General features: G+C 60.5%; 10 protein-coding genes and 1 pseudogene. 5 read left to right on the top strand and 6 right to left on the bottom strand.

All coding sequences use genetic code 11. The features are described from left to right. Positions 1-115 precede the first annotated feature (115 nt). Positions 116-1,789, top strand: coding sequence for a sensor domain-containing diguanylate cyclase (locus GV002_RS21575; RefSeq protein WP_160020326.1), 1,674 nt, complete (start codon positions 116-118; stop codon positions 1,787-1,789). A 12-nt stretch (positions 1,790-1,801) separates the two neighbouring features. Here GV002_RS21575 and GV002_RS21570 read toward each other — a convergent pair. The 4 genes and pseudogenes from GV002_RS21570 to GV002_RS21555 form a co-directional block, all read right to left on the bottom strand. Further along, a pseudogene (locus GV002_RS21570) lies at positions 1,802-2,327 on the bottom strand (DJ-1/PfpI family protein). Between the two features lie 112 nt (positions 2,328-2,439). Further along, the gene (locus GV002_RS21565; RefSeq protein WP_256667167.1) at positions 2,440-3,021 is read right to left on the bottom strand and encodes a hypothetical protein; all 582 of its coding nucleotides are present in this window, start codon (positions 3,019-3,021) and stop codon (positions 2,440-2,442) included. A 132-nt stretch (positions 3,022-3,153) separates the two neighbouring features. Continuing rightward, a complete protein-coding gene (locus GV002_RS21560; protein WP_160020325.1) occupies positions 3,154-5,352 on the bottom strand; it encodes a putative bifunctional diguanylate cyclase/phosphodiesterase in 2,199 nt (732 codons plus the stop codon). Between the two features lie 232 nt (positions 5,353-5,584). Next, positions 5,585-6,397, bottom strand: a complete 813-nt coding sequence (locus GV002_RS21555; protein WP_160020324.1) for an alpha/beta fold hydrolase — start codon at positions 6,395-6,397, stop codon at positions 5,585-5,587. 584 nt (positions 6,398-6,981) lie between these two features. Here GV002_RS21555 and GV002_RS21550 point away from each other — a divergent pair. Continuing rightward, positions 6,982-8,076: an XAC2610-related protein gene (locus GV002_RS21550; protein WP_178094788.1), complete on the top strand. Its 1,095-nt coding sequence runs from the start codon at positions 6,982-6,984 to the stop codon at positions 8,074-8,076. Between the two features lie 60 nt (positions 8,077-8,136). Here the strand turns inward: GV002_RS21550 and GV002_RS21545 are convergent, their stop codons facing one another. Next, the gene (locus GV002_RS21545; protein ID WP_160020771.1) at positions 8,137-9,198 is read right to left on the bottom strand and encodes an AI-2E family transporter; all 1,062 of its coding nucleotides are present in this window, start codon (positions 9,196-9,198) and stop codon (positions 8,137-8,139) included. Positions 9,199-9,351: 153 nt separating this feature from the next. On the opposite strand from GV002_RS21545, the gene GV002_RS21540 reads away from it, so the two are divergent. Continuing rightward, positions 9,352-10,056 carry a class I SAM-dependent methyltransferase gene (locus tag GV002_RS21540; protein ID WP_160020323.1) on the top strand — a complete coding sequence of 235 codons (705 nt, stop codon included), beginning with the start codon at positions 9,352-9,354 and terminating at the stop codon, positions 10,054-10,056. 6 nt (positions 10,057-10,062) lie between these two features. Here the strand turns inward: GV002_RS21540 and GV002_RS21535 are convergent, their stop codons facing one another. Then, a complete protein-coding gene (locus tag GV002_RS21535; protein ID WP_160020322.1) occupies positions 10,063-10,452 on the bottom strand; it encodes a GFA family protein in 390 nt (129 codons plus the stop codon). 200 nt (positions 10,453-10,652) lie between these two features. On the opposite strand from GV002_RS21535, the gene GV002_RS21530 reads away from it, so the two are divergent. Together GV002_RS21530 and GV002_RS21525 are read left to right on the top strand one after the other, a co-directional pair. Next, the gene (locus tag GV002_RS21530; RefSeq protein ID WP_160020321.1) at positions 10,653-11,045 is read left to right on the top strand and encodes a hypothetical protein; all 393 of its coding nucleotides are present in this window, start codon (positions 10,653-10,655) and stop codon (positions 11,043-11,045) included. A 189-nt stretch (positions 11,046-11,234) separates the two neighbouring features. Beyond that, positions 11,235-12,935: an amidase gene (locus GV002_RS21525; protein ID WP_160020320.1), complete on the top strand. Its 1,701-nt coding sequence runs from the start codon at positions 11,235-11,237 to the stop codon at positions 12,933-12,935. Positions 12,936-13,071 lie beyond the last annotated feature (136 nt).

The raw sequence follows: 13,071 nt of genomic DNA, 5'->3' as shown, positions 1-13,071 counted from the left end.
ATCGGCGCAAAGGCCGATGAGCAGTGGCCTGTCCTGCACGAACGATTAGACGCCAGCCCGCCAATGGCGTATCAATATCAAGCGCTTTCTGCGCTTTTCTCCAGGCAGAATCACTATGCAGCCCCTGTATTCAGTCAATGCGCCGAGCAGCGCCAATGATGAGCAACTCGACGGGGTCGTGCGCCTGGTTAGCCGGTATTTCGACTCGGTCGCCGTGCTGGTTTCCGGCGCCGGCTCTGCGCGCCATATCTGGGCCAGCCCTGGCCTGAGCGATGCGCGGCTGGCGAAGATCATCGGCATCGGCGAAACCACGCCCACCACGCTCGTCTGGCCATTGCTGGTGCAGGCAGGTACCCGGCTCGGCACGCTGTACCTGCAGTTCGACCGGCCACATACACTCGACGCAAAACAGCGCGAAGCCCTGCTGGATTTCGCCGCCCTGGCCCTCGATCTACTCGCACGCGAGGCCGACGAAGCCCGGCAGCGTCATGAGATCGCCGCCCTGCGCGATAGTGAACGACGCATGGCGCTGGCCATCGCCGGTAGTGGTACCGGCATTTGGGATCGCGACATCAGCAGCGGCGAGATTTACTACTCCAGCAGCTGGAAGGCGCTGCTCGGTTACGCCGACCACGAAATCGGCAATCGCATCGAGGAGAGCTACACCCGCGTACATCCCGCCGACCTCGACTACGTGCGCGAGACCATCCAGGCGCATCTGGATCAGCGGACCGATGCCTATGAAGTGGAGCACCGCTTGCGTTGCCGTGACGGTCAGTACAAATGGGTGTGCAGCCGCGGCAAGGTGGTCGAGCGCGACAAGCACGGCAAACCGCTGCGAATGATCGGCACCACCACCGACATCACCGCCATGCGCCGCCTGTCCGAGCAGGTACAGCAGACCGCCACCCTGATGACCGACCTGACCAATGAAATCCCCGGCATGGTCTTCCAGGTCCGCCGGCAGAGCGATGGCAAGTACGCCGTTACCTACGCCAGCGCCGGCGCGCAAGCCATCTGTGGCCTCAGCGCCATGCAACTGATGCAGGACGCTGAGGCGCTGACGGCCATCGTTCACCCGGATGATCGTGTGGCTTTCATCGATTCCTTCCAGCTATCGGCCGAGCAACTCACACCTTGGCATCTGGAGTTCCGCGTGCAGGTGCCGGGGCGTGAATTCGCCTGGTGCCAGGGTGAAGCCTGTCCGCGTCGCGAAGAAGACGGCAGTGTTATCTGGCATGGCTTCATGACCGACGTGACCGAACGCAAGCAGATCGAGGCCGAGCTGCAGGCCTTCGCCACTACCGACTTCCTCACCCAGCTTGCCAACCGCAGGCACTTCATGTGTCAGCTCGAGGCAGAGCTGGCGCGCCTGCAACGCAGCCCTGAACAGAGTGCAGCGATCCTGATGTTCGACCTGGACTACTTCAAGACCATCAACGACCGCTGGGGCCACGATGTCGGCGATCAGGCCTTGCGCCATTTCGCGGTCATCCTCAACAGCCAGCTGCGCAAGACCGACACTGCCGGGCGCCTGGGTGGCGAAGAGTTTGCCGTGGTGCTCAGCGACGCGAATCTGGACAAGGCCATGCACTTCGCCACGCGCATCCAGAGCGAACTGGCCAGGGCGTCGATCCTGCATGCCGGGGAACCGATCTTCCTCGCTGTCAGCGTCGGCATCTCATCGCTCAACGCCAGCGATGCCAGCGTCGAGGCTGCCCTGTCGCGCAGCGATATCGCCCTGTACTGCGCCAAGCGCGGTGGGCGTAATCGCATCGAGCATCATTGACGGGAGGCTGGCTCAGGCCGTCTGCAGCGCCTGGCTGATCGCCTCGTTGAACGCAGGAATATCGTCGGGGTTGCGCGAGGTGATCAGCGTCCAGTTCTACCCAGGGCAAACTTGCACCTCGGCGTCTAACCAGCTCGCGCCTGCGTTGGCCAGATCCAGCCTTACGCTGGCATACGATGTCAGCACCTTGCCCGGCACCACGCCAGCATTGATCAGCAGCCAGGGGGCAGATCGCAGCGCCTGGTGCCGGCGTCACGAAACTCCTGTACCAGGCGCTGCGCGTCTTCATCCTGACGCAGGTTGCCGGGTCAGGGATCACCAGCAGATCGTAGTCAGCCGCGCTCATTCCCTTGAGCTGAGTATCGGACTGCACGCTGACGTCCTTCTTGCTGTCCTTCAGCCAGGTATCGGCCTAGCCGCCCTTGACGCTGGCGCACTGATCCTTCATCGCCTGCATCGGCTTGAGCAACTCGTCGCGCTCGATGCCTGTGTTGGCGGTGATGAACAGCACCTTCTTGCCCTGTAGATTCGAACTCATGACCGATACCGCGCGGGCGCAGTGAATGTTCGCGTTGGTGAACGCGGCATGTATCAGGGTGGAGAGGCGCAGGGCATAGAAGTCCGAACAGATTGGCAGGTCGAGCATTCAGTTACTGGTTTTTTTCGGCGGTATTGGTTGGCAGCGGATAGATCACTTCATGCGTGTTCAAATCGCGAATTTCGGAATGGATGGTAATGGTCGAGACCTCACGTCCCGGCGGCCCACTGATATCTTCGCGAGTAGAAAAGTCCACCACGTAGCGCTGCCCCGCGCGGAACTCGATGTCCTGCGCACCGAAGCCGCACTTCGCTCCGCCCGTACCCAGTGCATTCATGGATACCCAGCACCAGCTCAGAGAGTGTTTGCCTGGCGTCAGCCGTAGAGCCTGCTTGCCGGACACATCGAGGATTGAGCGGCGCCCGGCGTCCGGCAGTTGCTGACCATCCACATGCGTGGCCAGCAGTAGACGATGAAAAGGCACACCCAGCGCGCGATATCGCGTGGTTGCAAAGTACACAACAGGTGAGTCGGGTGTGTTGTTGGACAGGTCATAAGGCGTCATCGACTCCGGCGCCCAATCACCCTGGTAATCCTTGTACTGATAGTTGGAGCAGGCCGTCATCAGACCCGCGACCAGCAGGATGCCAGGCAGTTTGAGACGGGATATAAATGAGCAATGGCGCATCGTCATTCGTGCTTCCTTGCTGAATTGGGCTGCGGAGGATAACGGGTCGAAAGCAGGTCCGTAAATTATCGGTATGACCACTCCGGCAGACTCGCTGACAGTTCGTGGAAGCAGTGCAGTTCAAAGAAGACCTGTCCTTTACCCCCTCAGGAAAACCTCAAGTGCTTCGTAATTCATCGGTTTGGCAAAGTAATACCCCTGCAACACATCGCACCTGCTGCCCTTTAAAAAAGCCGCCTGAGATTCGCTTTCAACACCTTCAGCGACCACTGTCAGGCTGAGGTGGTGTGCCATGGAGATAATGCCCTGAATGATTGCGGCATCGTGGCAATCCGTGTCGAGCTCCTGGATAAACGAGCGGTCGATCTTGATCTTGTCTATCGGCAAGCGTTTGAGATAGCTGAGACTGGAAAATCCGGTGCCGAAATCATCGAGCGCAATGCGCACGCCCAAAGCCTTGAGCCGGTGCAATGTGTCGATCGCTTGTTCAGCGTTATGCAGCAACAGCGATTCGGTGATCTCCAGTTCCAACTGCTCACCACAGAGTCCGTGCTTCTCCAGGATATTTTGGACAAATTGAACGAAATGACCGCGCTGGAAATGCATTGGCGAAATGTTCACAGCCATCGAGATGCCAGTGATGCCTTGTTCGCCTAGCTGGCGCAGTTGAGCGCAAGCCGTATCGAGTACCCAAAGGCTCAGCGGGATGATCTGGCCGCTGTCCTCTGCCACTGGCACAAACACCGCGGGTGAGATAAATCCTCTCTGCGGATGCTCCCAGCGCAATAGCGCTTCGATCCCGGACACTTGCCCCGTACGCGTTTCTATCTGCGGCTGATAATGCAACTCGAGCGATTCAGTATCGATAGCCTTCTGTAGGTCGTTGCGTAGTCTCGCGTGTTCACAAACGCGCTCATTAAGATCGCTGGTGTACCACTGAAAATTATTGCGCCCTTGCTGCTTGGCTTTGTACATGGCCATGTCAGCCTGCTGAATGAGCTGCATCGGTGGCTCGGTATAACCATCGCTCAAGGTAATGCCGACACTTGCGCTCACGTGCAGTTCAATGCCCCGGATGCGGTAGGGCCTGGCTATGCCAGCCATCAGTCGTTCGGCCACCGATACAACATCGTCATCACGCAGCAGGTTTGGAAGCAGAACGATAAATTCGTCGCCGCCCATGCGCACGATGGTATCGCCGGGGCGAATGTGCTGGGCCATACGCTGCGCCACCTCAATCAGCACTTGATCGCCGAAACAGTGCCCAAGCGAATCGTTGATGGATTTGAATCCATCCAGATCGATGCACATTACCGCCATGCGACGCTTGTGCCGACGACTGATGTGACAATCCTCAATAAGCCGATCTTCAAGAGTTACACGGTTAAGCAAACCCGTCAGACGATCGTGGCAGGCGTTGAAGCTCAACTCGCGCTCGTAGTGCTTCTGCTCGCTGATATCCCTGACCACTGCGAATACCCCGACGATCTCGCCATTGACTCTGATCGGCAGGTTGGAAATGTCCATGGTCAACAACATGTCGCTCGCGTCGCGAAGCCGTGCTTCGAAACGTTGGGGCTCTCCGGTGCAGGCTGCAGAGAAATGTCGACCTACCTGTTTCTGCTCCTCCTCGATCACCAGATTGGCAAAGTGATGACCGATCAATTCGCCAGTGGTGCTTGGCTTGAGCCTCAAACTTGCGGGATTCGCATTCTGGATTCTGCCGGCCAGATCGAGGGCGAATACCGGATTGGGGTTGTACGTGAACAGTGAACGAAAACGTTGTTCGCTTTCCTCCAGGCTTCGGCCGTCACACTCACGGCGGATCGCAATGGCAGCCAGTTGGGCCGCGCAACCCAGTCGTTGAATCTGCGCCTCGTCCGGCTTATGGGTGCGGTTCTGGTACAAGGCAAACGTACCTAACACGCGTCCTTGATGGGAGAGCAAGGGCATCGACCAGCACGAGTGCAGGTTATGCCCCAGGGCCAGACTACGGAAACGCTCCCAGCTTGGGTCAAGCGCGATGTCTTCGGTGACCACCAGCTCACGCCGGAATGCAGCGGTACCGCAGGTTCCCTCCTGCGGGCCAATGGCCATTCCATGAATCGCCTGGCTGTATTCAATCGGCAGACCGGGCGCCGCACCGTTAAGCAAACGTTTGCCTTCGGCATCAGCAAGCAGAATTGAACTGAAAATTTCGGGGGACTGTGTGTCCAACATCTGACAAATGGCGCAGAGTATTTCGTCCAGATGACGGTCGGTTGCGATCATGTCGAGGATGTCACGCTGCGACTCGGAAAGTGTCTTGCTGTTAAAGCTCTTGAAACAAGTATTCATGCGGGATCTTGAAGACTCTCGATATCATCCGATCTTCAGAGAGCCTGAAATAGTGAGCGATCAAGCACTTTCGACTAGCGCATCGGGGGCCCCTTTATAAGGGCACTGAACCAGCCAGAAAAGGCTCAGATTGGCCACGGAAAACCATATCAGATGCGTCCTCTTTGGCTGGCTTCGCTGCACTCGGTCTCGGTGCGCGTCAAAAGTAGTTAAGTAGCCAAACCACCCAACATTACTCGCTGGCGAGACGCTCACAAATCATCGGCGCTGCGGCATACAGGCAGGAGTAATGAGAAAGCCCCTCCATCCGCTCGACGCGCGCGTTGCTTGGGAGGCGCTCAGCCAGATACGCCGACATAGCGAAAGGCGACCAGTTATCCGCCGTGCCATGCCACAGGCAGATATTCACCTCGCTGGCGAAGACGTTGTCTGACCAAGGCTGGAGATACTGCTGGATATCCCGCGTATAGCCGGTCGTTCCTTGGGCAAAGCATTGCTGCAGTACCTGGCAGATAAGCGCTTTGAACTCTGGTGATTTCACCAGTTCCCGATCCTGCCCCTGAGCGCAGGCGAATAGCATGCGAAACAGCATCTGCGGTGCTCGTTTGGCAAGCAGCGCCTGCCACTTCAGCAGCCACTGGAACAAACCTGGGCTACGCTTGGCCATCGAGAACACGGCCTTGCCAGCCATATCATCGAGGAAGTCCCCTCCATCGAGCGGGGCGGCTGCGCAAACCAGATGCAGGCTGCGAACCCTGCCGGGCATAACGGCGCTGACTTCCAATGCGGCATGGGTGCCGAGAGAAAAGCCGATGAAGTCGAGCCGAGCACCTTGCACTGTCTCGCTGATTGCCTGTGCGATATGCCGGAAGTAGTCGGCACCGGTGATGGATTGGCCGATGGCGAAGCGATCGAAACAGAGAACGCGCAGGCCATGTTTTCGGGCTGGCGCGTCAAATATGGAGCTCTCATGCGGCGAGCCCGGCACCCCGTGGAAGTAAACGACCGGTTTGCCTGCGGGGTTTCCGTATTCGATGAAGTCCATCTCTAATTCCGAGCAAAGTGATGTCTAGGTCTTTTATCACCGCCTTACTGAATCTGCGCCAGGGCGAACTGCCGCATTGCCTTCCGAGTTTCAGGGCGCGCGTGAGCCGCGCCCCCACACCGGCAATCTGACCTGCTTCTTCGCCCCGAACAGATTCCAGCTGGCCATGAACAGCGCCGCCACCAGCAGGCCGATCACGAGGCCGTTGAGCCCCGGCAGAGACAAGCCGGCGAGGGTGAAAATCAGGATCAGTTAGTCGGGCCTGTGGGTGTCCTTGTCGGCCCCGAAGGAAAAGGGAGTCATCTACTTTCAGGCAGACGATGGCGTTTCCCTGCGCAGGCTCCAGTCGACAGTCGTCTTCCCCCCTCTGTGGCGGCATACTGCGCGTTATCCGGCTCCCCACGAAACAAGGACGTTGTATGCCTTCAATGCGAAATCTCCCTGTTCTATTAGTCCTGCTTACCACCCTCTGCTTACCCGCGCGGCATGTCAGTGCTACTGAAGCCACCGCCGCTTCGGTGGAATTCCCTGTCTGGAGTCACTCCTTTGTCGGCACTCTGGGCAGCAAGCAGGTAGAGGTTTCCTTGAGCCGCATTGCCGATAACCTGTCGGGTACCTACTGCTATCAACCGTGCAGTAATCAGACGCGCATCCAGCTCGTGCTGGAGGGGCAGATGCAAGGCGCCGGGGCGGAGCTGATCGAGCGAGACCGCACGAATCAAGCGGCAACTACGGGCATCTGGCAGATCGAGTCGCTGAAAGACGGGATCACCGGCACCTGGCTTTCGCCTGACGGCAAGCGCAGGCTCCCACTGGGATTGCGCAGGGATGAGGCTGAGGACGATTTGCAGGTGCGCTTTCCCTATGAGATACGGCTGCTGGCGGATGGGCTACCTGAGCCGGAGGGCGATGGTTGTCCGACGCCCCCGCTGGTTTCGGCCATCCGTCTGTACAAGGACGGTGTGCTGCAGCAGACCCTGGAAACCGAGTCCCAGGGGACCTGCAGTATTTTCACGCCTGTGTTGTTCGATGCGAACTTCGATGGCTGGCCCGATCTGAGCATCGCCCAGTTTCTGCCCGCGGGCCCTAACATCCCTCATCAGACCTGGCTCTATGACCCGGCGGCGGGGCGCTTCGTCGATGCACCTGCAACGTTGCAGGGCATTACGTCGCCTGATTTCGACCCGGAGCACCAGATCGTCTATTCCTTCTGGCGCGCCAGTTGTTGTGAGCATGGTGTATCGATCTACCGCTGGAAGGGCGCCGAGCTGAATGAGGTCGATACCCAGAGCAGTTATCTCCTGCCAGTGATGGACGGCGATACGCGGCGCCTTTGCTATATCACCCCTGGTTACCGTGAAGGTTTCATCGAGTATTCGGGCCGGGTCGAGCAGTCCGCAGATGGCCGCTTGCGTTTACATCAGATCGACCCGAAAACCTGCGAAATCGACGACTGGGCTTTTCTGAATCGCACGTATATCGACATCTGGAAACCCACCAAGCCTGGGGAGAAACCGGTTCTCCTGCGTTCAGAAAACATTGTCTGGAAATCTACCGAGACCTCGGCCGGCCAGCGTTATTGTCCCGAAGTACCTTACTTCGACAGTGGCCGTATTCAGCGTACGGTGCTCAGCGATGATCCCGACTTGTGTCGAGCGGATGATCCGACGCAGGAGTGACGGGTGAGGTCGGTGGCAGGCGATCAGGGCAGGTATCGGTATTGTTCCACTCAGTAGCCCTCACTCCGGCAACCTGACCTTCTTCTTCGCCCCGAACAGATTCCAGCTGGCCACGAACAGCGCCGCCACCAGCGGGCCGATCACGAAGCCGTTGAGGCCCAGCAGAGCCAGGCCACCGAGGGTGGAAATGAGGATCAGGTAGTCGGGCATACGGGTGTCCTTGCCAACCAGGATGGGGCGCAGGATGTTGTCCACCAGGCCGATCACCAGCACACCGAAGGCGGTGAGGATGATGCCTTGCATCAGGCTGCCGCTGAGCATCAGGTAAATGGCCACAGGCGCCCAGATGATGCCTGCGCCGGCTGCCGGCAGCAGTGACAGAAAGGCCATCAGCACCCCCCACAGCAACGGGCTGTAGATGCCCAGTGCCCAAAAGATGAAGCCACCGAGTGCGCCCTGAACGGCAGCGACCAACACGTTGCCCTTTACCGTGGCGCGTACCACGCGGGTGAACTTGATCTGCAGGCGGCGCTTGGTGGTGTCGGCCAGCGGGATGGCGGTGCGGATTCTATGCACCAGGTCCTTGCCGTCGCGCAGCAGGAAGAACAGCAGGTACAGCATCACGAAGAAGCCGATGAAGAACTCGAAGGTGCCCTGGCCGATGGCGAACACCTTGGTGGCCAGGTATTGGCTGCCGGCCATGGCACCCTTGGATATCTGTTCGCGCAGGCCGTCGAGGTTGGAGATGCCGACGCGGGCGAGCTGTTCCTGTATCGATGGCGGCAGCATGCGTATGCCGCTGGTGACGTAGGCGCCTGCATCCAGCTCGCCTGACTCCAGTTTCTGATACAGGGCGGTGCCTTCGGCCACCACGGCCGAGGTGATGAAGATCACCGGCAGAATCGCCACCAGCAGGCAGATGATCAGCGTCAGCAACGCGGCCAGATTGCCTCGGCCGCCCATGCGACGGATCAGGCGCTCCTGCATGGGCGAAAACACCACGGCCAGGACCATGGCCCAGAACACCGCGCCATAGAACGGTAGCAGTATCCAGAAGAAGGCGATGGTCACCAGGACGAGCAGCAGGATGAAGGCTTTCTGTTCGAAGGTCGGGTTCTGCATATCGGGTTCGCTGGGAGAGGACATGCCAGTTAGTCCCCCGATGTTCTGGCAAAGTGCCCACAAAGTTGGAGCGGGCTTGAACCGCGCGGCAGGGGGTTGACAGCTCTGGGATACTGGAAGGCGTGAGGACGACCATTCAACGGAGGCATTGCCATGCGGGACGAGGAAATCAAGGCGCTGTTCGATCAGCAGGCGGCGGGCTACGACAGGCAATGGGCAGGAATGGCGCCGATTCGTGAGGCGCTGTATCTGCTGCTCGATGCGTTGTTCGTCGATCTGCCGGCCGACGCGCGAATACTGTGCGTCGGCGCCGGCACGGGGGCGGAAATTGCGCACCTGGCCGAGCGCTTTCCAGGCTGGCGTTTCACCGCGCTCGACCCGTCCGGGGCGATGCTCGAGGTCTGTCGCCAGCGCGCGCAGCACGGCGGCTTTCTGCAGCGTTGCGACTTTCACCAGGGTTATCTGGATACGCTGGCGCCTGGGGCGGTCTACGACGGCGCCACCTGCTTCCTGGTGTCGCAGTTTTTGCTCGAACCTGCCGCGCGCACCGGGCTCTTCGGCCAGATCGCGCAGCGCCTCAAGCCGGGCGGGCTGCTGGCCAGTGTCGACCTGGCGGCGGATACCCAGTCGCCGGCCTACGAGGTATTGCTGCCTGGCTGGATGACGCTGATGGCATCGGCCGGGGTCGATGCGCAGACGCTGGAGCGTGCGCGTGCAGCCTACGCTCGCGATGTGGCGGTGCTGCCGGCGCAGCAGGTGGCTGGCATCATCCAGGCTGCCGGTTTCAAGGCACCGGTGCAGTTCTTCCAGGCGGGGCTGATGCACGGTTGGATAAGCCGGCTCGAAGCCGATGGTTGAGTGGCTCTACTCGTGGCGCGTGCTGCGGTCGCGGTCGCGCGCGTAGTGACGGTCGAAGGGCAAGGGCGGTAGCCAGGTTTCGCGGCGGATGGTCCAGAGTTCGTAGGTAGGAGTGAACTGGTTCGGCTCATCCAGCGAGCCGACGTTCACTTCGATCTCATCCGCCGAGCGTGCGAACACCGGTGAGCCGCAGTGCGGGCAGAAGTGGCGGCCGGCGTACTGGCCGGTTTCGCCCTCTACCTTAACCGCGTCCTGCGGGAATATCGCCGAGGTATGAAAGAGGGCGCCGTGGTGCTTGCGGCAGTCCATGCAGTGGCAGACGCCGACCCGATAAGGCTGGCCGCTGGTTTCGAAACGCATCTGGCCGCAGAGGCAGCCGCCGGTGAGGTGAGACATGGCGATGTTCTCCAGTTTCGTGTTCGGGGACTGAGAACATAGCAGGGGAGTGCATGTGCCTGGCGTGCGATCAGGTAAGCGACTGCGGTAGCTGTGGCGGACTGCACGTGTCATCCGGATGTTGTCAGCGATTTCGTCCGTCGCGCTGCTAGGCTTGCCTGGTGTGGCATATACCCACTTTCTCAGCACAGGGATTCGTGATGAAGCTCTTTCATTGTCTTCTCGCTTTGGTCATCGCTTGGCTACCGGGGTGCAGCCGTAGTGTCAGCGAACGGGTGATTTATGAGGGAGGCAACTGGTGGTCGATTCGGCAAGTGCATGACCCGCATCCTGCCGGCGGTGTGAGAGTCGAGTATCGCGTCTATCATCGGGGCAAGCTGGTCAATTTTGCGCCGCCGTTTGTTGGGCGGGAAACCAGTTCCGTGCTGTCGGTCGCGCACTTCAATCCGGGCGTGTTTCTTTACCCGGACCTGATCGTGCTGGTGAGCGATCGATTCACTGATGAGCGTGGCTATGACAATGCGCGGTTGCGCGCCTTTCGCTTGATTAATCATTCCGACCGGGTAGAAATCGTGCCTGTCGCCATACCGTGATGTCCATCGCAGGCTGCTGGCCTTGGCATGTATCATTTGCCACTGTCGCCTGTTTTCAGGCTAAGCGCCGCTTTGTTCCGATGGCCCGGCTTGCGACAGTGTGGTGGTGTGTTGGCCCGGTAAAACGCTGTTTTCCGTATTCAGGGCCGCCCAAGATCGGCAGGCCCGTCTATTGCGAGTGATGACACCATGATCGAGGTAACCGAAGTTTCCATTGCCGAGCTACGCGCGGCGCTGGAGTCCGGCCGCACCACGGCGGTCGAGCTGGTCAAGGCCTACCTGGCGCGTATCGACGCCTATGACGGCCCGAATACGGCCACCAGGCTCAACGCGGTGGTGGTGCGCAACCCCGATGCGCTGAAGGAAGCCCAAGCGTCCGACGCGCGACGCGCCCGTGGCGAAACCCTCGGCCCGCTGGATGGCATTCCCTATACCGCCAAGGACAGCTACCTGGTCAAGGGGCTGACGGCGGCCTCCGGCAGCCCGGCGTTCAAGGACCTGGTGGCGCAGCGAGATGCCTTCACCGTCGAGCGCCTGCGTGCGGCAGGCGCCATCTGCCTGGGCAAGACCAACATGCCGCCGATGGCCAATGGCGGCATGCAGCGCGGTGTTTATGGCCGCGCGGAAAGCCCATACAACGCCGATTACCTGACTGCACCGTTCGCTTCGGGCTCGTCCAATGGTGCCGGCACGGCGACTGCCGCCAGCTTTTCCGCCTTCGGTCTGGCCGAGGAAACCTGGTCCAGCGGACGTGGCCCGGCCTCGAATAACGGCCTGTGCGCCTATACGCCGTCGCGCGGGGTGATCTCGGTGCGTGGCAACTGGCCGCTGACGCCGACCATGGATGTGGTGGTGCCCTATGCCCGCACCATGGCCGACCTGCTGCAGGTGCTCGACGTGGTGGTGGCTGATGACCCGGACAACCGGGGCGATTTGTGGCGTTTGCAGCCCTGGGTGCCGATCCCGAAAGCCTCCGAGGTGCGTCCCGAGTCCTACCTGGCGCTGGCGGCCAGGGCCGATGCGCTGAAGGGCAAGCGCCTTGGTGTGCCGAAGATGTTCATCAACAAGGACGAAGAGGCCGGTACCAGCGAGAACCCTGGCATCGGCGGGCCGACGGGCCAGCGCATTCACACCCGGCCGACGGTGATCGACCTGTGGGAAGCGGCGCGTCAGGCGCTGGAGGCAGCAGGCGCCGAGGTGGTGGAGGTGGACTTCCCGCTGGTGTCCAACTGCGAGGGCGACCGCCCCGGTGCGCCGACCGTGTTCAACCGTGGCATCGTCACGCCCGAGTTCCTGCACGACGAGCTTTGGGAGCTGAGCGGCTGGGCCTTCGACGACTTTCTGCGCGCCAATGGTGACCCGAAACTCAACCGTCTGGTCGATGTGGATGGCCCGCAGATCTTTCCGCATGATCCTGGCACGCTGCCGAACCGTGAGGGCGACCTGGCGGCGGGCATGGACGAGTACGTCAACATGGCCAAGCGCGGCATCAAGCCTTGGGATCAGATTGCCACGCTGCCCGACGGCCTGCGCGGTCTGGAGCACACGCGCAAGATCGATCTGGAAGACTGGATGGATCAATTGGGCCTGGATGCGGTGTTGTTCCCCACCGTGGCCGACGTCGGCCCGGCCGATGCCGACGTGAATCCGGCGTCCGCCGATATTGCCTGGAGCAACGGTGTGTGGGTGGCCAACGGCAACCTGGCGATCCGTCACCTGGGTGTGCCCACCGTCACCGTGCCGATGGGCGTGATGGTCGATATCGGTATGCCGGTGGGGCTGACCTTTGCCGGCCGTGCCTACGACGACTCGGCGCTGCTGCAACTGGCGGCAGCCTATGAGGCCACGGGCAGCAAGCGTCAGGTGCCGCCGCGTACGCCGGCGTTGTGACGTGAACCTGCCGCCCTTTAGGAGGGGCTTCAGCCGCGACTGCTGTAAAGCTTGTCGCCGCTAAAGCGCCTCCCACGGTTTGTGGCGCTCCACAATTCAATAGGTAGGGCGGGTGCAACCCGCCATCGCCATTGCG

The sequence above is a fragment of the Pseudomonas sp. 8O genome, assembly GCF_902506495.1.
In the GTDB taxonomy this organism is placed as follows: Bacteria; Pseudomonadota; Gammaproteobacteria; order Pseudomonadales; family Pseudomonadaceae; genus Aquipseudomonas; species Aquipseudomonas chaetocerotis.
Note: the sequence above shows the minus strand (reverse complement) of the source record. Positions and strands in the feature narration are given on the sequence as shown.